Annotated in this window: 17 protein-coding genes; 3 read left to right on the top strand and 14 right to left on the bottom strand. The window is 59.5% G+C overall.

The window, feature by feature from the left end; all coding sequences use genetic code 11:
- Positions 1-39 precede the first annotated feature (39 nt).
- From GFU70_RS09825 to GFU70_RS09840, 4 genes are read right to left on the bottom strand one after another with little or no spacing between them, the layout of a single operon-like run.
- Positions 40-792: an N-formylglutamate amidohydrolase gene (locus GFU70_RS09825; RefSeq protein WP_153387942.1), complete on the bottom strand. Its 753-nt coding sequence runs from the start codon at positions 790-792 to the stop codon at positions 40-42.
- The gene (locus GFU70_RS09830) at positions 776-2,128 is read right to left on the bottom strand and encodes a glutamine synthetase family protein (RefSeq protein WP_064106774.1); all 1,353 of its coding nucleotides are present in this window, start codon (positions 2,126-2,128) and stop codon (positions 776-778) included. Before GFU70_RS09830 ends, GFU70_RS09825 begins: the two co-directional genes overlap by 17 nt.
- Entirely contained in the window at positions 2,125-2,769 is a 645-nt protein-coding gene (locus GFU70_RS09835) for an isochorismatase family cysteine hydrolase (protein ID WP_058545504.1), read from the bottom strand. The genes GFU70_RS09830 and GFU70_RS09835 overlap by 4 nt, the downstream gene beginning before the upstream one ends.
- Before the next feature lie 2 nt (positions 2,770-2,771).
- Entirely contained in the window at positions 2,772-3,626 is an 855-nt protein-coding gene (locus GFU70_RS09840) for a MurR/RpiR family transcriptional regulator (RefSeq protein ID WP_058545505.1), read from the bottom strand.
- Between the two features lie 299 nt (positions 3,627-3,925).
- Here GFU70_RS09840 and GFU70_RS09845 point away from each other — a divergent pair, with 299 nt between their 5' ends.
- Positions 3,926-4,504 carry a histidine phosphatase family protein gene (locus tag GFU70_RS09845; protein WP_058545506.1) on the top strand — a complete coding sequence of 193 codons (579 nt, stop codon included), beginning with the start codon at positions 3,926-3,928 and terminating at the stop codon, positions 4,502-4,504.
- Positions 4,501-5,256, top strand: a complete 756-nt coding sequence (gene cobF / locus GFU70_RS09850; RefSeq protein ID WP_116642783.1) for a precorrin-6A synthase (deacetylating) — start codon at positions 4,501-4,503, stop codon at positions 5,254-5,256. Before GFU70_RS09845 ends, cobF begins: the two co-directional genes overlap by 4 nt.
- Before the next feature lie 245 nt (positions 5,257-5,501).
- Here the strand turns inward: cobF and ftrA are convergent, their stop codons facing one another.
- The gene (gene ftrA / locus GFU70_RS09855; RefSeq protein WP_116642782.1) at positions 5,502-6,461 is read right to left on the bottom strand and encodes a transcriptional regulator FtrA; all 960 of its coding nucleotides are present in this window, start codon (positions 6,459-6,461) and stop codon (positions 5,502-5,504) included.
- Between the two features lie 101 nt (positions 6,462-6,562).
- Between ftrA and GFU70_RS09860 the strand changes: the two genes are divergently transcribed.
- Positions 6,563-6,997, top strand: coding sequence for a rhodanese-like domain-containing protein (locus tag GFU70_RS09860; RefSeq protein ID WP_058545509.1), 435 nt, complete (start codon positions 6,563-6,565; stop codon positions 6,995-6,997).
- Positions 6,998-7,027: 30 nt separating this feature from the next.
- Here GFU70_RS09860 and GFU70_RS09865 read toward each other — a convergent pair whose 3' ends face one another.
- From GFU70_RS09865 to GFU70_RS09905, 9 genes are all read right to left on the bottom strand, one after another.
- Entirely contained in the window at positions 7,028-8,281 is a 1,254-nt protein-coding gene (locus tag GFU70_RS09865; protein ID WP_058545510.1) for a cysteine desulfurase-like protein, read from the bottom strand.
- A gap of 34 nt (positions 8,282-8,315) precedes the next feature.
- Positions 8,316-9,728, bottom strand: coding sequence for a cysteine--tRNA ligase (cysS, locus tag GFU70_RS09870; RefSeq protein ID WP_226921074.1), 1,413 nt, complete (start codon positions 9,726-9,728; stop codon positions 8,316-8,318).
- 6 nt (positions 9,729-9,734) lie between these two features.
- The gene (gene yfcF / locus GFU70_RS09875) at positions 9,735-10,370 is read right to left on the bottom strand and encodes a glutathione transferase (protein WP_058545512.1); all 636 of its coding nucleotides are present in this window, start codon (positions 10,368-10,370) and stop codon (positions 9,735-9,737) included.
- A gap of 25 nt (positions 10,371-10,395) precedes the next feature.
- On the bottom strand, positions 10,396-11,673 hold the full coding sequence (locus GFU70_RS09880; RefSeq protein ID WP_063322085.1) for an ATP-grasp domain-containing protein: 1,278 nt from the start codon (positions 11,671-11,673) through the stop codon (positions 10,396-10,398).
- Positions 11,670-12,629 (bottom strand): EamA family transporter, encoded by a 960-nt coding sequence (locus tag GFU70_RS09885; RefSeq protein ID WP_064106775.1) that lies wholly within the window; start codon positions 12,627-12,629, stop codon positions 11,670-11,672. The genes GFU70_RS09880 and GFU70_RS09885 overlap by 4 nt, the downstream gene beginning before the upstream one ends.
- Before the next feature lie 26 nt (positions 12,630-12,655).
- Positions 12,656-13,576 carry a JmjC domain-containing protein gene (locus tag GFU70_RS09890; protein ID WP_058545515.1) on the bottom strand — a complete coding sequence of 307 codons (921 nt, stop codon included), beginning with the start codon at positions 13,574-13,576 and terminating at the stop codon, positions 12,656-12,658.
- 50 nt (positions 13,577-13,626) lie between these two features.
- The gene (locus tag GFU70_RS09895; RefSeq protein ID WP_058545516.1) at positions 13,627-15,186 is read right to left on the bottom strand and encodes a thioredoxin family protein; all 1,560 of its coding nucleotides are present in this window, start codon (positions 15,184-15,186) and stop codon (positions 13,627-13,629) included.
- 31 nt (positions 15,187-15,217) lie between these two features.
- Entirely contained in the window at positions 15,218-16,615 is a 1,398-nt protein-coding gene (locus GFU70_RS09900; RefSeq protein WP_058545517.1) for a KamA family radical SAM protein, read from the bottom strand.
- A gap of 251 nt (positions 16,616-16,866) precedes the next feature.
- Positions 16,867-17,529: a DUF2282 domain-containing protein gene (locus GFU70_RS09905; protein ID WP_058545518.1), complete on the bottom strand. Its 663-nt coding sequence runs from the start codon at positions 17,527-17,529 to the stop codon at positions 16,867-16,869.
- Between the last annotated feature and the right edge of the window lie 482 nt (positions 17,530-18,011).

Below are 18,011 nucleotides of genomic sequence, written 5' to 3' on the forward strand. Positions count from 1 at the left end.
TTGCTTGCTGTCTGTCGCTGGAAACTTGCCGCTGCCGCGCTACAGCAGGGGCGCCAGGTAGGCGCTCCAGGTCCGTACCGCTTCGGGGCTGCGCAGTTGGTCGTTGCGCACCTCGATCAACACTGAATCCAGGCCGCGGCCATCGCCATGCACCGGAACCGTCATGTCGGTCATGGGGTTGATCTTGTAGGGCTGGTTGCCTGCTGCTCGCAGCGAATGGCGGCCCAGCCCGTCGACGATCTGCTGGGCGTATTCCTTGGCTTCACCGAACAGCACGCCCGCTTCGAGGGCGCGCGGCTGGCCATAGAACACCGGGGTGAAACTGTGGATGCCCACCACGCGCACCGGTCGATTGGCGGCCAGGCGTCGGTCGATCAACGCCCGCAACCGATCATGGAAGGGATGGAACAGACACTGCTGGCGATATTCGCGAGTGGCTTCGTCCAGGGCATGGTTACCCGGAACCTGGTAGATCTCACTCTGGGCCGGAATGCTGTCGGGTACGTGCAGCGGCCGGTTGAGGTCGATCAACAGCCGTGAGTAATTGGCCGACAGCAACGTCGCGCCGAGGGTTTCGGACAGGCGCTCGGCCAAGGCCAGGGCACCGATGTCCCAGGCAATGTGCTCCTGGGAGGCCGTTTCATCCAGGCCCAGGTTGTTCAGCGCATCGGGAATGAAGCGGCTGGCGTGTTCGCACACCAGCAGCACCGGGTGTTCGGACTCCTCCCGCGACAGTCGGTAGGGGGCCCTGGTGTAGAGGCCCGATTCAGCAAACTCAATAGATTCGTGCATAGTGCTCACAACGCTCGGCAGGTGACAGCGCCTCGGTCAAGGCCAGCTCCTGGGCCTTCAAGGCGAAGTAGGTTTCGACCAACGGGCCGGGCAGGGTATCGAGCAGCGCCCCGCTGTGGCGCAGGCAGTCCAGCGCCTGGGCCAGGGTGGTCGGCAGGGCGATAATGCCACGGGCGCGACGTTGTGCTTCATCCAGCTCATCGGGTATTTCATCGGTGACAGCGTTCAGTGCCAACCGTTGCTGGATGCCCAGTCGCCCGGCAATCAACAGTGCCGCCATCGCCAGGTGCGGCGAGGCGGTGGCGTCCATGGCGCGGAACTCCAGGTTGTACTGGTTCGCCAGCGGTTTTCCGCTCAGGCTCACGGTCGGGCAGATGCGCAGCGCCGCTTCACGGTTGCGCTGCCCCAGGCACGCATAGGAAGCGCTCCAGTGATGAGGTTGCAGGCGCTCGTAGGACACTGGCGTCGGCGCAGTCAGCGCGCACAGTGCAGGCAGATAGTGCAGCACCCCGGCGGCCCAATGCTGGCCGAGGCTGGACAAGCCGTTGCTGCTGGCAGCGTCATGCAGCACCGGGTCCGCGCTCAGATTTTGCAGGCTCAGGTGCAAATGCACGCCGTTGCACACGGCATGTGCCGAGGCCTTGGGGGCGAAGCTCACGTCCAGGCCCATTTGCCGGGCGATCTCGCGGGTGATTTCCCGTACGTTCACGGCCCGGTCGGCAGCGGCCACGCCCAAGCTCGGGCGGCAGGTGATCTCGTATTGATGCTGGCCATATTCGGGCAGGAACATTTCCGGCTCGACACCGCCGGCCCGCAGGGCGCTGAGCAACCATCCGGCGAATTCGGCCTGCTGGCGCTGGGCCTGGAGGCTGAAGGCCAGGCGATCAGGCGGCGCCGGCGTGGCAACCAGGTTGAATTCATGCTCGAACGCGGCAAAAACCTGCAAGCCCAGTTCGGTGCGATAACGCGCCACCTCGTCCTGCAACAGTGTACGCGGGCAGGCGCTCCAGGGCCGGCCGTCAGTCTCGCGCACATCGCAATGGATGAAGTCCAGGGCGGGCGCCTGGGCGTCGGGGCCGTTGTTGACGGTCACCCGGCTGGACAGGTCCGGCACCAGCCGCAGGTCGCCATAAGCGCCCCAAGGGTTGGCCGACGCGATGATGTCCTGGGGCGTCAGCGCGCTGTTGGCGGGCACCCAGCCACAACCGGCGGTGACGTAGTGGGGCAATTCATCGCTGGGAAACGAGCGCCCACGGGTCACGCCGATCAGGTCGGTGGTCACCAGGGTCGTGACGGGCAACGGAGCGAGGACGGCGGCAGGATCGAGGCGGCTCATGGCTGCATCTCCTGCAAACGCGCGAGCACGGTGTCGGTATCGGTGATCCAGCAATAGCCCTTGATCGCGTTCAGGCACGCCAGGTGCCGTTGTTCGGTGTAGGTGGCGCAGGCGTCTTCCACCAGCGTGACCAGGTAGCCGCGATCGGCGGCGTCGCGCACGGCCATGTCGACGCACTGGTCGGTGACAATGCCGGCGACGATCAAGTGGCGGGTCTGCAGGTTGCGCAGCACGTAGTCGATGTTGGTGGAGTTGAAAACCCCGGAGGAGGTCTTGGGCAGCACGATTTCGTTTTCCTGCGGCGCCAGTTCGGCAATGATCTGCGCCTCGGGGCTGCCCTTGGGCAGGTGCATGTCCGACAGCTTGTGATCCAGGGAGCGGTCGCGGCCATCGGCGGTGAGGCTTTCGATGTGGGTGTGCAACACGTTGTGCTGCCCTTCGCGCATCGCGTTGAGCAAGCGCTGCTGGTTGGGGATGACCTGCCGGCGGGCCCGATGGATGAAATACTCGGCTTCGGGGCTGTGCAAGTGGGCATCGAATTGCGGTTCCAGCCAGGCGCGTTGCATGTCCACCAGCAGCAAGGCGGTGTGCTGGCGGGTAAACGGCAGATCCCGCGGCGAGCGGTGGGGGAGCGAGAACATCCTTATTTTTCCTCCAACAAGTGCGTGTTGAATTCCGTGCGCAAGGCATCGATGCCTTCCAGGCGTTCGGCCAGCTCGGGGCATTGCAGGGTCAGGCAGGCAATCAGCGCCTCGACCTGGGCCAGCGCCGGCACCAGGCTGTCGAAGGCCGAGGCCGATTCCACCGGGGCGCTGATGATCAGGTCGGCCAGCTCGCGCAACGGCGAAGCGTAGACGTCGCTGAACAGCACGACCCGGGCGTGGCGCTCCTTGGCCGCGCTGGCCACGCGCAGGGCCTGGGCCTGGTAGCGACGGTAATCGAAGATCAACACCACGTCCTGGCGCTGCACGTCGAACAACCGGTCAGGCAGTTGGGCGTTGTCTTCCAGGGCGAAACAGCCGGCGCGCAGCAGACGCAGATGGTTGAGCAGGTAGTGGGCCAGGAAGCTGCTGAAGCGCCCGCCGAAGCAGTGCACCTGATGACGGTTGTCGAGCAACCACTGCACGAGAATGCGCACGTCTTCGGGTTGGGTCAGGGCCTGGGTGTCGATGAGGTTGCGTTGACTGGCGGCCAGGTACTGGCTCCAGGTATCGCCTTGCTGCAATTTGGCCCGCGGTTTCAACAGCGTGCGGGGGGAGCGCAGGCGATGGTCCATGTCACTGAGCAGTGCATCCTGGAATTCGGCATAACCGCCAAACCCGAGTTTTTTTACCAGCCGCACGATGGTCGGGTCGCTGACGCCGGCATGGTCTGCCAGGCGTGACATCGGACCGAGGCCGTTGCGTGGGTAGTGATCGAGCAGGGCACGTACGACCTTGCGTTCCGACGGCGTCAAAACCAGGCCGGGATCGGTGATCAGGTCTCTGAGAGGTGGCATCCGTGCTCCTTGCCAGGATGGGTGTTGAATTTCTTTCATAACTCCTGAAAACAGTATTTATGTAGCTGATGCTACATGTCCAGTGGTTTTTACGTTCCGTTTAAAATGCCCCAAGATTGTGCGAAACCCCTGTAGGAATTGGTCTCGGCTGGGTAGACCAGGTATGTCAGTCGATGCTTTTAGCGATGTCGGACATAACGCCTTTTTGTCTCACTTATTTGATTTCGTATAAGGTGCTGTACAACTAAAGGCGTGAATATCCCGCCCATGCGACCCTTCCGATTGCCTGAGAATCCAGTGTGCAAGCCACTCGTCTGACCTTGATCTGCCACGCCCGTACCAGTGCCCAGAAGCAGGCATGCTTTGGCTTGGACGAATCGCTGGACGCCGACTGGCTGACACGCCGCGCGCAGGTCGCCCCCCGCTACCGAAACGTCCGGCAACTGCTTTGCGGGCCGGAGCTGCGCACGCGCCAGACCGCCGCCCTGTTCGGCGACGAACCCCAGGTGGACCAGGCCCTGGCCGATTGCGATCTGGGACGCTGGCGCGGGTTGTCCATCGAGGAGTTGCTCGAGGCTGAACCGCAAGCCCTGCAAACCTGGCTCGACGATGCCGAGGCGGCCCCCCATGGCGGTGAATCTGTCGCCCAGTTGTGTCGCCGTGTCGGGGATTGGCTGGCCAGTCTGGAGACCCGGCCAGGGCATCTGCTGGCCGTCACCCACCCCTTCGTGATCCGCGCAGCCCTGGTGAGTGTCCTGGGTTGTCCGGCCGCCACATTCAACCGGATCGACATTGAACCGCTGTCCACCCTCGAGTTGCGTTTCAACGGCGTATGGCGATTGCGGACCCAGGGACCTGGCCAGGAGTCGCCGCGATGAAGACGTTGTCAGTCATTGGCATTGGAGCCGGCGATCCGGATCACCTGACGATGCAGGCAGTGAAAGCCTTGAACCGCTTGGACGTAGTCTTCCTCATGGACAAGGGCCCGGCCAAGGACAAGTTGTTGGACCTGCGGCGCGAAGTCTGTCGGCGCTACATCGTTGATCGCACCTACCGTTTCGTCGAAGCCTACAGCCCGGAGCGCCAACGCGGCGACCTGGACTACAAGGACAGCGTCGAAGCGTTGAACCACGCTAAACAGGCTACCTTCGAACGCTTGATCAATGATGAACTGTCCGATGGTCAACGGGGTGGTTTTCTGGTGTGGGGTGATCCGGCGTTGTACGACAGTACCGTGCGCATCCTGCAGGCGATCCTCGACGCGGGCCACTGCGCCTTCGAATTCGAGGTGATCCCCGGCATCACCAGCGTCCAGGCCCTGGCCGCCCGGCATAAAGTGCCGTTGACCCGCATTGGCGGTTCGCTGGAAATCACCACCGGACGCCGATTGGCGGCGGGGCAGGTGGGCGACGCGGCGAGTGTGGTGGTGATGCTCGATGCCGAGGGCGCCTATCGCCAGGTGAGCGATCCCGATACGCACATTTACTGGGGGGCCTATGTGGGGACGCCGGATGAAATCCTTATCGCCGGTCGCCTGGGAGACGTGGCCGATGACATCGAGCGCACCCGCAAGGCCGCGCGAAAGGCCAATGGCTGGATCATGGATACCTATTTGTTGCGTAAACCCTGATCTGACGACTCAAACCGAACCGTGGCGGGGGCGCTTGCTCCCGCTGTGCTCTGTAGGAGCTGGCGAAGCCTGCGATCTTTTGATCTTTTGATCTTTCGCTTGAGACTCAAGTGTTTGGGGAAAGATCGCAGCCTCGTTGCACTCGACAGCTCCTACACAGCTCCTACACAGCTCCACACGCTCCTACACAGCTCCTGCACAGCTTCTACGGCCCAGCGGGAGCAAGCGCCCTCGTCACGGGGATTTCACCCCCGACCAAACCGCTCCCGATACACCGATGGCGCCAACCCCACGACGCTGCGAAACGCCACGCGAAAGCTTTCCACCGAGCGGTAGCCACACAGTTGCGCGATGTTGTCGGTATTGTCCCCGGTGCTTTCCAGCAACTCGCGGGCCCGGGCCAGGCGTTCATGTTGCAGCCAGGCCTTGGGCGACACGCCGCAGGCCTGGGTGAAATGGCGCAGGAAGGTGCGTTCGCTCATGGCTGCCTGGCTGGCCAGTTCGCGCACCCCGAGGGGTTCGTGCAGGCGTTCGCGGGCCCATTGCATGACGCTCGACAGATCGCTGCGTGGCGTGCGGCTGACCGGCGAGGGAATGAACTGCGCCTGGCCGCCCGTACGTTGCGGCGACATCACCAACCGGCGTGCCACGGAGTTGGCGACCTGGACGCCAAAGTCCCGTGCCACCAAGTGCAGGCAGGCATCGATACCGGCGGCGCTGCCCGCCGAGGTGATGACCTGTCCTGAGTCCACGTACAGCACATCCGGGTCTACCCGCACGGCCGGAAAGCTTGCGGCCAATTCGTCGGTGTAGCGCCAATGCGTCGTGGCGCCCAGGCCGTCGAGCAGCCCGGCAGCGGCGAGTACGAAGGCACCGGAGCAGATCGACAGCAAGCGCGCACCACGGGCGTGGGCCCTGCGCAGTGCTTCGAGCAACGCCGGGGACGGTGGCTCGCTGCGGCTGCGCCAGCCGGGCACGACAATGGTCCGGGCGGTTTCGAGCAGTTCCATGCCACCATCGGCCAATACCTGGAAGCCGCCCATGGCGCGCATCGGGCCGTCATCGACCGCGACGATTCGATGCGTGTACCAGGGGAAATCGAATTCCGGTCGCTCCAATCCGAAGATCTCGACGGCGACACCGAATTCGAACGTGCACAGGCCGTCGTAGGCAAGAATCGCGACCAGACCAGGGTTAGGCTGCATTTGGCGGAAAATTCCCACAGAGTGTCTTGTGCGCCACTGTAGCGGTAAGCATCGGGGGGATAAAGTCTCTTCACGCCTTATCTATCCTGGAGTACACGCCCATGACCAGCCTGGTTCGCGAAGTGCCTGCTGCCCCCTCCGATATCGCCCTGCAGCATTTCAGCCGTCGCCTGACATTCGAAACCGATTGTTCCGACGTTCACGCCAGCCAACAGGCCGGCGACATCGATTTTGTGCTGGTGGATGTACGCGGACCCTTGGCCTACGAACGCGGCCACGTACCTGGGGCGATCAACCTGCCAACCCGCACACTCACCGCCCAGGCACTGGCCGCCTATGCCAAGACCACCCTGTTCGTGGTGTATTGCGCCGGCCCGCATTGCAATGGCGCGAACAAGGCAGCGGTGCGCCTGGCAACGTTGGGATACCCGGTCAAGGAGATGATCGGCGGTGTCATGGGCTGGCTCGATGAAGGCTTTCGCTTGACCGGCCTGGTGGAGCGCGTGACGGACGAGGCCATTCGCTGCGATTGCTGAAGCTGGCCGATCCGCTGTCCGATCGCGTTCTCAGGGCATGATTCGAACGAGGTCATCCATTGCCGACAGGAAACGATGAACGTCGTCTTGAGAGGTGTACTGCGCAAGGCTGATCCTGGCCACGCCGTCATGCTCGTCAATGCCCAGGGCGCGAACGGTCTGCGGGCTGAAATGATGACCATGCCAGAGACGAATGCCTTGTTCGGCCATGCGCCGGGAAATCATTTCGCTTGGTGTCGACTCCAGGGTAAAGGACACGGTCGGTACCCGGCGCTCCCGTTCATGTGACGCTCGGTAGCCGTGGATATGAACGCCTTTGAAGCTGCTCAATCCTTCCAGGGCTGATTGCACCAGTCGCTGCTCGTGTTCGACGATGGCGTGCATCCCCGCGACAATCTGCTGTCGCTTGCCAGTCTGCTCGCCGCACGTTCCAAACTCGCGACCGATCCATGCCAGATGATCGATGGCCCCCAGGATTCCGGCAATGGCCTCTCGGCTCTTGCTCCCGGTTTCGAATTTATAGGGCGGCTTATCGGCAGTGGGGCGAGGTTTGTAGGGCATGAGCCTTTCGAGCAAGGCCAGGCGACCCCAGAGGATTGCGTGATGGGGGCCGTGGAGTTTGTGCGAGGAACACACCAGGAAGTCACACCCCAGGGTCTGCACATCGATCACCCCATGGGGCGCGAACTGAACCGCATCGACATAGACCAATGCACCTTTGCGCTTGGCCAGTGCGGCAACCGCGGCGACATCATTGATCGTGCCGGTGACGTTGTTTGCATAGCTCAACGCGACAACCTTGGTACGCTCCGTAATGATCGAGTCCATGTCGGCGATGCTGAAACCGTAGGTAAGGGGATCGAACGGCAGCCAGCGAACTTTCAGCTCCAGGTCTTTCGCCAATTCGAGCCAGGGCGAAATATTGGCTTCATGATCTGACTGGGTAAGGACAATCTCATCGCCTTTGCCAAGGCTTCGCCCGAGGCAACGGGAGAGATGAAATGTCAGCGTCGTCATGTTCTGGCCGAACACGATTTCCTCGGCACAGTGGGCATTGACCAGTGCGGCGGCTGCGTACCGCGCCTGGCCGATGGCTTTTTCTGCAATGACCGATGTCGAGAAATGGCCGCCCAGGTTGGCATTGTTTTCAATCGCGGCCTCGATGCTCGCCTCCAGCGCGCGCTTGCACATCTGGGTACCTGCGGCGCTGTCGAGAAACACGCTGTTCCTCGCCGATGCCAGGGAGAAAATCGGAAACTGTTGCCTGATACGCTCGATATTCAAACTGTCGTTCCTTCGTGGTAGCGACTGAAACCGTTCAGGCCTTCAGGTCGCTGAGGCTGATGCCCTGGGCTAGTAGCAAATCCCTGATTCGATCGGATTCCGCCCAGTTTCTTTCGTTACGGGCAACGTTACGCGCCGCGATCAAGTCGCTTTGTTCCGATGTCAGGCGGGTGGCCTGAGTGTCGAATAAACCGATGTCCAGCACCGCATTGAAACTGCGTAGCAGGTCGATGCGTTCCGGCTCAGTCAGTTCATTGGTCTTGATCACCCACCAGAACTCAGCCATGGCGCTTGGCGTGTGCAGGTCCTTTTCGAGCGCAGCGAAGAACCTTCGATAGGACGCGGCATGCATTGCCGAAAAAGCCTCGCCGGGAGGGCTGCTGTTATCCAGGGCACTGCTGATCCGTCGCCGAGCTTTCTGCAATGCCGTGGCGACGTCATCCAGAGCCTCCCATGAAAAAGCCAGGGCGCTGCGATAATGCGAGCCCAGGACCAGCAACCGGAACGCGCAGGGGTCGTAGCCTTTGTCGACCAGCGAGTCCACAGTGAGGAATTCCCCGCTGGACTTGGACATTTTCTCTGTATCCACGTTGAGAAACTCGCAGTGGAACCAGTAGTTGACCCAACGGTGACCGAAGCAGCATTCCGATTGCGCGATCTCGTTGGAATGATGGACGTTGATATGATCGATACCACCGCAATGGATATCGACCCTTTCACCCAGGTATTTGCTTGCCATGGCTGAGCACTCGATATGCCAGCCGGGAAATCCCAGGCCCCAGGGAGATTCCCACTTCATGATCTGACCAGGAAACTTCGAGGTAGAAAACCATAAGGCGAAGTCCGCTTGCGAGCGCTTCAATGGATCGTGACTGACACGCTCAGTGGCTCTTTGCTCGTCCAGCACCAGCTGGCCAAGTTCATGATAGGCAGGAAACTTTTCCACGCTGAAATAGACATTGCCGGCACTTTCATAGGCCACACCTTTTTCCAGCAAGCGTTCGATCAACGTGATGATTTCAGGAATATGCTGCGTCGCCCGGCATACCACGTCAGGCCGGGTGATATTCAACAGGCCGCAGTGACGAAAAAACGCTTCTTCGTAGAATTGAGCAACCTGCCAGGGGGTCTTGTTCTCGCGAGCGGCACCCACCATCAATTTGTCGTGGCCCGCGTCGGCGTCGGATTGCAGGTGCCCGACATCCGTGATGTTCATGACGTGCTTTACCACCAGCCCTCGATGGCGCAGGGTCTTGGCCAGGACATCTTCGAAGATGTATGTGCGCATATTCCCTATGTGCGCATAGTGGTAGACCGTGGGGCCGCAGGCATAGAGGCCTACATGGTTTTCAACGATCGGAATAAAGGGGACGACAGTCCTTCCAAGGGTATTGAATAGTTCCATTTCTAACTCTTGCGTTGAGGGGGCATTGACGCCCCGGGCCAACCGGGCTCAGCGCCCGGAGGAAGTCGTATTGCCCTGTCGGTCGAGATCCAGCCATTGATGGACACTCTCGCGATCCCACGCCCGAAGCGCATAGTGCTTCAACGTCTCGGGAACCGGGTCGCCGTTGTAGATGAGCCTGTTCAACATGCCGGCGGCATCGACGTCGGCGATGCTCCAATCGTTGAAAAGAAACGTTTTCCCGTCCCGAAGGCTATGGGACAAGGTCTCGACCAGCCGCCGAGCATCGGCCATCGCCAATGGCCCCAGTGGTTCCTGCGACGGTGCGATGAAGATGGTCTCCGTGGGCCGGTTGCCGCGCAGGTTGAAGAAGTCGCTCCTCAGCCAGGCCTGGACCTGCCGGGCTTGGGCGCGGGCCTGAACGTCAACCGGTAACAAGCGGGCGCCTGGCGCAATGTCGTTCAGGTATTCGGCGATGGCGGACGATTCAGCCAGCGAAAACGCCCCATCCACCAGCGTCGGAACGCGGTGGGTGAGCGAGATCCCGGTAAATGGCGGCCGCTGGTGATCGCCTTGTGAGAGGTCGAGGTAGTGCAGGTCAAAATCGAACCGGCACTCCTTGAGCGCTACGAACGCGCACATGGCAAAGGGCGATGTGCATTGATGATCCACATATAGCTTCATTGAGTCCGCTCCATCCCGATCGAAGTCAGCAGGCTTGCGCGACAGCTTCCTGGCTGAGTTGCACGTCGAAAAAGCCGGTGTCCTCGGCCTCCTTTTCTCGGATCCACAGGTAATCGGCATAGGTAACCGCAGGGTCTTCGTGAACCAGATAGATAAAGCCGTAGTTCGTCGAGATCCCGATGGTAGGCGCAACGCTGTCGCCAATTTCAGGGGCCCTGATCATCTTGAAGAAACTTGGCCTGGCGCTCAGTTCATCGAGCCAACGGCGATGGATCACTTGGCCGGAGACGCTGTTGATCATCCCGATGACTTCGCACGTCGCGTTCGATCGGTTGACTTTATCCAGCATCGAATAGAACACCTCGGGATCGGTATAGCAGGCCGCGCAGAGATTGACGGCGTTGACGCCGCGCACGCGAGTCATCGCGCTGAGCTCCTGGGTCCCCATCATCCGGGCTGCCCACTCGATCAGCATCGGTCCGTTGGCCGTCACCATGACTTCCAGGAACGAGGGGCCGATGTTGACGCCGAATGCCTCCAGGCATTGGTGAACGTAAGCGATGATGGGGGCCGCTTCTTCCGAGAGCAGGTCGATCAGCACCTCACGATCGTTGACTACCCCGGCGCCTGGCACGGGCTTGCGATTGTCGCGCCAGATCTCGAAGACGAAATGTTCACCGTCGCGGGAAACAGCCTGTACCAGGTACTGCTGGCCAGCCAGGTATTCCATCGCCAGCAGCGTGTCGTTGATGAGCCCCATTTCGTTGAGTCGGCCCAGCTCCTTGTCCACCGCGTGACGCACCTGCGCCATCTCGTAGCAGAAATGAATACCGTCCGCCCCGGCGCTGTTGACCGGCTTAATGACCACCGGCCAGCCGTCGATCGTCTCGGTCGCCGCCTCGACCTCACTCGTCTGATGAATCAAGGCGACCCGTGCTGCCGGGATACCCATCTGATGCAGCCGCTTGGCCATGTGCCATTTGTCCCGGCGGCAGGCTGACAGCGCCGTGCCGTTGCCAGGCGTGCCCATCAACTCGCTGAGCTGGTCGGCCAGCTCAACGCCGGACTCGCATCCGGGAATGATGAACGCCGGTTCGAATTCAGCCAATTTGTCCGTCAGCGCCTTGAGATCTTGCGTCGCGACAAACCGCTGCTGGAAATCCTCTGGCTTGTAGCTGTCCACGTCATATTCAAGAATTTCGGCGGATGTCTGCACATGGACGCAGGTTATTCCATACAACTTGAGTTCGTCCGCAAGGCTTGCCCCGGTCGAGTAGGCATCGACGATCACCGCGTATTTCATGTTCTAACTCCTTCGACTGAAAGGCGACTAAGGTGGGAATAGCCGTTGTAGGTTGCGGCCAGGCAGATAAGGACCACCCCCGCGAAACTGAACACTGAAAAGGCCAGTCTCGAATCAACGGTTTGAAAAATGATGGTGAACAAGGGGGCGGCCGCCAGGATGGCTTCCGTGGTCACTGGTTCGCAGCGCTTTATCCCTTCCTGCAGCAATAGCAAGGGCAGGATCACGCCGACGAACGCCAGCAAGACCAAGGCGTCGAGATGATCGATGACGGCGGCGATCTCGCTCAGGTTCAAAGAGGTGTAGACGCCGGTAATCGCCAGCAAGAGATAGAACCGATGGGCGTAGAGATAGTGACTCGACGCCCCGTGATCCGCGACGACCTTCGAGAGAATGCTGGTCAATGCCATTGCGACACCGCACACGAGCATCATCAGGTAGCCCAGCAGCACCTGGTTGCTGTCGAATTCATCCCTGACTGCGGTGCGTCCGTCCATCGAGACCCAGCCCAGGTAGACGCTGGCCAGTGCGATGACAAGGGCGGCTATATAGTCGGCCCGGATCATGATCGCGGTCGGACGCAACAGCTTGTTCAGCACGAGCGTCGAAATGATCCCGACCCCGCCCACCAGCGCACTGACGATGGCCGGCTCCACCCATTTCAATGCCAGCAGAAAGGAGATCCAGAGTGCGGCGGAGCTGACGTTCAACATCAGCAGGCAACGTCGGATGGAGGCCTTTTTTTCCGGAGTCGCAAGCAGCGCAGGCGTCGAGCGTTTCCGGGCCATGTAGCCGAGAAAGAACACAGGCCAGGCGACGGCGAATAACACGAATGTCGCGATGACACTGTCGAGGCGTTGCAGCAGGATCCCGAAATACACCTCCTTGAGCCCATCGATCACGTTGACAAGCATCAACGCCGTGATCCCCACAAACAGAGCGTGTGCAGTGCGCATGGTACGGATTCCAATCAAGAAAGCGGTCATAGGGCGGTAAGTGTGCGAATGTTCCCTTTTCTCGATTGCTTATAGCGTTGGAGCAGCGCTTCTGCCGGCAATGTCCTGGATAACTTCGCGACTTCGTCCAGGCCGCTCTGTATATCGCCCAGGATGCGCTGGAGTGCAGACTCCGACAGCGTATCGAGCGGGTGAGCCCTGAGTCGTTCGTTCCCATGCAAACGGTCCAGCAGTGCATAGGTAATGATGTCGGCAACAGTCGGCGGGTTGATCACGAAGCCGATGGAAAAGGACTCTTCATGGGCCACCGTGGCATGCCAATAACCCCGGGGCATGAACGTCGTGGTGCCGGGCTTGACCAGCCGCTCCTCGTGGCCTTCGGGCATCGTCAGCGGCAATTTGGCGCCGGTGTAGGGATGCGTACCTTCTTGGTAGAAGCGGTTCGGGTTGTTCGGGAAAAATGGATAGATGGGGTCTGGTAGCGAAGTGTTTTCGGCGAACCTCCAGGTCTTTTCGCCTTTGATCTGGATCATGAAGTTGGTTTCATGATCGAAGTGCGTCGCCACTTCCACGCCATGGTTGGCCGCGAACGCCTCGCAGCTGACATAGTGCCTTGGAATGTCGAGTAGCTTCGCCAGTTCATCGCAGGCCAGGGATATCGCGGGGAGCGCTTCCAGATCCTTTATATAGACCATCGCGGCGCCATCGTTGTACGGAGCGAGGGCATCGGCGGACCTGGCCACGGTAATACGCTTGCCACCTGGAAAGAGCAGGTCGACGGGCCCAGGCAGCGCATTGAACAACTGTCGAATGTCCTGGAATTCTTCCAGGGCCGACAATTGCGTAAAGCGGCTCATTGCACCGTCGGCGACGTATGAGCGCTTGGGCCAGCACGTGTCGAGGAACACCTCGGTTTGGTCGCCAAACATCTGCTGCAGAATATTCATCACGCATTCCATCCTTGAAGCGGCGCGCATTGCGCGCCGCATTTTTTTCATCACACGGCCGCGGCTACTGGCTGAGTATTCGACGTGGCGTAGGAGGCGTTTTCCCGCTTGTAGAGGTAGCCCTCGTAGACGCGGGCAAGCTCATCGCTGCGGGTTTTCAGTTGGCTGGCGGCGCTGGCGAAAAGCGCTTGCTGCTCGTCTCGCGACAGGCCCACCATTTCACCCTCGGCGCGGCCCAGTGCGTTGAACAGGAGCTTGGCGAGCAGTTCGGTTTCTGATCGTTCATGGCCGATTCGCTGGCAAATGGTTTCGACCACCGCGGCATGATCGTGGAAGTGCCAACCCAGTCGGCAAAGACGGAATTTCACCGAGATAGGCGAGTCTTCCCACCAGTTCAGCGAGGCGTCGAGTTCGGTGTCGGTGATCCCGGAGAACTCCTCCACCAGCTGTTGGTGGCGTTTTTCCCAGAGGGTCAGCAACGACTGGATGCTGCCGAAGTTGTAGGGGGCCGGGCCATGTATCTTCCAGTTGAGCAACGCCGGGCTGACGTCCTTGGAGTGGCGGATGCCCGTCCGGCTGGCTTCCAGGGTCGAACGTATAGCAGGGGAGTGCGCCCAGAACTCGGCCATGACGCAGTGGACGATGTTGTTGCGAATCGTCCGCTGCTTGCCGAGGGTGTAATTCTGATGCAGGTGCTGCTGATCGTATTCGGGACCCTTGAGACCGATGAGGCTGGCTTGCAGGTCTCGGAAGGAAATCTGCCAGTCCCGGATGATCATTTGCGCACGGCTCAACCCGCGGCCTTGTGCCGCGCGTTTCTGCGCCGTTTCGGTCGCGACATCCAGCAGCATCTGGTAGATGCCCAGGCACAACTCACGCAGGCAGTCAGTGTAATGGGCCCAGCCGCCTTCGCCCTGGACACCCGGCCAGTCGGCCATCAGTTCATGGTCCGGCACCTGGATCAGCGTATTGCAGAAGCGGCGCACTTCGCGGGCAATGGCTGTCTGCGCGATGCCATCTTCAGACAAGCTGTCTTCAGGGTATTGTCCACGGGCCTGCACGACAGGCAGCCAATACGCCGCTTCCCGCACCGCCACGCTGGCCGTACTGCTGGCGTTCAGCGCCTTTCGCAATTTCGATTCGGCGATGGAATAGTTGAAGCTGGCCATTGCCTGCTTGGCCAGGCCTACCGAGAGTTGGGAAACGGTTTCGCTGGCATCGATATCACCCTCGACATCGTGATGCACACGGCAGTACCCCAGGTCGAGTCGCGTATGGAGCGGAGCGCCGAGGAATTTATGGTAGATGTCACCGTCACTGGAAATGAGTTGGAGAACCGGCGACATGATGAAGATGTGGCTCCCGACCAACTCGGAGATGCGTGGGTCGGGTTGGGAGTTCTCCACTTCAACCCACACCGGAATCGTTGACTCATTGACCGCACCGATAAGCTGGGGGTCGTTGAAAACGCTGTCCACCAAGCGATTACAACCATTACAGGACTGGCTATGGAAATAAATCAGTATCGGCTTGCCAGTCGATTTGGATTGCTCAATGGCGTGGACGTAGGACGTATGGTGGACCCAGTCAATCTTGTTGGTTTCGCTCATTTCTATGCTTCCATTCACGGTGGTTGAACACTTATTTGACGGATTTCAGTACATCGTCGAGCAACTGTGTCCGCGTCGCCGGATTCGTCCAGAGAGCTTGGGCGTCTGCGGTCAGGGTATGGAGCGGGTCGCAGTAAAGAAAAATCTTGTCCTTCTTTACGGCTGGCGCGCGATAGGCAGCGATGCCCAGGTGTTGGTCGTAGTAGTCGTAGCTATGGATATCGCGCTTGCCGCCACCGCCGGGCAAATCCACGATGAAATGCGGCGTGTTATGCCCGGCAATCAGGCCACGGGTGGATTTTTCCAGGGCGATCGAATCGCAAAGGCTCGTTCTGAGTGCTTCGACACCACGGATCATGTCCCCTTGAAAACAGTAGTAGGGACGCACGTTCAAGTAGGCTAGGCATTCGTTCAAGCGGTGCATGGTCTGCGGGTTGTCATTGACGCCTTTCAGGATGACGGCCTGGTTCCTGACCTCGACGCCACGCTCATAGAGCATCCCCAAGGCCTTGGCGGTGACCGCCGTTATTTCGTTCGGATGGTTGAAATGAGTGTGTATCGCAATGGACTTGTGCATCTTTCTCGCCCGGTCCGACAAGCGCGAAATGGCATCGGTCCAGTCGTGATCGCTCTGGATCTTCATCGGCAATACCGCCAACCCCTTGGTGGCGAAACGCATGCGCCGTACATGGGGAACGTCCAGCAGTCGTTCACCGATCTCGGTGATCTGCCGGGCCTTGAGTCGATAGGCATCGCCGCCCGAGATCACTACGTCCTCGACACTGGAATTGGTTTCTATGTAGCGCAAGGCAGGTTCCCAGCGCTCGCCGGGGGCGTTGATCTTCTTCTTGGTCACCGCATCGGTGTCCAGCCCCACCGCATAGCTGCGGGTGCAATACCGGCAGTAGACCGGACAGACATTGGTCGCCAGGAACAACACACGGTCCGGGTAGCGGTGGGTCAGCCCCGGGGCCGGTGAGTCGTCCTGCTCGCCCATGGGGTCGAGCTTCACCATGGGATGATCGATGGAGATCTCCGAGGCCAGGGGCAGGAACTGGCGCCGCAACGGGTCCAGGTAAGGGTTGTCCCAGTCAATCAGCGAGAGGATATATGGCGTCAGCCGGATAGACATCGGAGCCATCTGGTGACCTTCTTCAAGGTCTCTCAGGAACGCGGCACTGATTCTGTTCTTGATCAATGCGCCCAGCGCACCAACGCTGGTAATGGCATTTTTTTCTTGCCACAGATGATTCAGAAACAACTCGACATCAATGTCTTTCCAATGATTCAGGTCGCGCCAGAATTCATCACTTCGAAAGGCATATCGCAGCGACAGTAATGGTTTCAGACGCTGGCCCTGAGAAGAATGGGCAATCAATGACTTTAATTGAATGTCAGCAAAGTCATAATCCACAATGTTACTTGACATTTGGTGTCGTCCCTTTCAGGTGGCTGCGTCCATAGACTGACAATACTTAATATTTATCTTAAATCAAGGTGCTGGTTTGTTTATTTATCCAGTGCTTTTCAAAGGCGAAAGTGTACGTGCTGCAATTTTTTTAATTGCAGTTTTTATCCCGAACATAACCAGGCCAAGCAGTATTGTAGGGCGCGTATTGTTCTACGCTGCTCTATCGGCGCCTGAAACGGTTAATGAAGGTATATAGGAGTGCGATGAATTTAATTAGACACGGTGCCCGATTTCACTTCTTGATGAGTGAGTGTTGTCGAGGACGCGACAACGCCCGGTTGAGGCTGCGCCGTGCCCGAAGACTGAGTCGTGGAAGACTGCACCAGATATTGCGCCACGTTGGCGATGTCTTGGTCGTTGAGGGACTTGGCCACAGTCACCATCACAGGAGATGGACGCGAGGCATCACGAAAGGCTCGCAGTTGTGTCTCCACATACTTGGCAAACTGACCTGCCAGTTTTGGGTACTCGGCGTTTTCAGACGCGCCAGCCGTGCCATGGCAGGAAGAGCAGGCCACGATGCCGCGGGCATGATCGCCCCCGTTGAAGAGTCGTTCCCCTGCACCAGCGTCAACGGCCGCAGCGACAGCGGGTTCGTCGAACGGGCAGGCGTCTGGCTGGGCTTTGACGACGCCGCCCATCTGCGTGCAGGTGCCTTTGGGTACAGCGACCCACTCAAGTGGATCGTTGTCGACCTTGCTCATTTCCGAGCAGTCGTGCAGGCAACTGCTGTCGGAGCAATCGTTATGGCCTGCCTTGGCTACGCCGTAGCAAACCTCGGTCTCTGCTGTTTTATCAGCCGCCACATCGGCCAGCGAAGCACTGCTGATGGAGGCCAGCGCGGTGGCTACCAGAATATCCTTTAGATTCATCACGCAAGTTCCCGGTCAAGGTTTTATACAGTCATTAATTTTTATGAGCCCTTCGCACACACGAACGGACTGTATTGCAGTTAGTCTGTAAACACGTATCAGGCGTTCAGCGGATTATTTGATTTTTAAATGGGTTTTTAGCGGTGCCCGCGACAAGCGAACTTGACCGGCAAGTCGTGCCGGCACTTCGTGTGCAGGGAGTCATGAGTGTCGAGGAGGCAAGCAGCAATAAGATGGCGCCGTGTGCGCAGAGTTGATTCGCTCAAGTAACTGTTTGGATACATTTATCGCTCCCTTTTTTACAGGCCGCGTCTGGCGACTTGTCCGGAATCCGTTCCTGTCAGGTTACACAGCGCTCGTTGTCTATCGAAAGCGCTATGTGTCCGTCGTATCTTCACCGCGAAATCGAATGTATTGCTTTAGTGGGAGTTGCAAGGTGCTTTCTATTTGTAGCCCACGGCCAGAATATGTCTAATCGTTGT

The organism is Pseudomonas brassicacearum (genome assembly GCF_009601685.2).
GTDB classification, from domain to species: Bacteria; Pseudomonadota; Gammaproteobacteria; order Pseudomonadales; family Pseudomonadaceae; genus Aquipseudomonas; species Aquipseudomonas kilonensis_B.